This window comes from Arsukibacterium sp. MJ3 (assembly GCF_000987765.1).
GTDB lineage: Bacteria > Pseudomonadota > Gammaproteobacteria > Enterobacterales > Alteromonadaceae > Alishewanella.
Window position 1 is genome coordinate 1 of record NZ_LAHP01000127.1, and the last position, 578, is coordinate 578.

Annotated in this window: 1 protein-coding gene; it reads right to left on the reverse strand. The window is 48.3% G+C overall.

The window, feature by feature from the left end; genetic code table 11:
* Positions 1-479: ISAs1 family transposase (locus tag VT06_RS17115; RefSeq protein ID WP_152659068.1), on the reverse strand; the 479-nt coding region annotated here is incomplete at its 3' end.
* Positions 480-578 lie beyond the last annotated feature (99 nt).

The following is a 578-nucleotide window of genomic DNA, read 5'->3' on the forward strand; positions in this document are numbered from 1 at the left end:
TCAAGAAGCTCTGGTATCGCTGTGATTTCATTCGATTTTTCTTCAGTCTTCACTTGTCCCATCACCACGCCATTGGCTGTGGCAAAAGCACTCACCATGTGAATAGCCGAGCGGCGACTTTTTCGGTTGTACGAGCTGCAGAGTGTTTTACCATCAATTGCCACCACTTCGCCATCGGTCAGCACAGTCACCGCCTGCATCCAATCGGCAAAGCAGCGTTGCAGTTGAGTCGGCTCTATCCGCGCGATAATTCGTGCAATGGTATCGTGGACCGGTAAACCTAAAGCAAAAAATCCAAGCTTTTGTAGCCAAGGGAGCCGATTCTCGCCGAAATCCTCGATATCTTCCCAGCCCTGACAGCCAGCAATAACGGCACAAAGCGTGAGAAAAAGTACATCAAACAGCGGATAAGTGACTTTGGCGGATTGGCGAGAGTCTTCGATGCTGGAAAAGTGTTCAGAAAATACGTTTAGGTTCACACAATTGCCCTTTTGCAAAAGGCAGTATCTGATCATAAGCTGGCGTTTGGGTCAACTGTTGAGTGAGTTGGTTAAAAAGTGTTCGTGATCTTGCCCTGG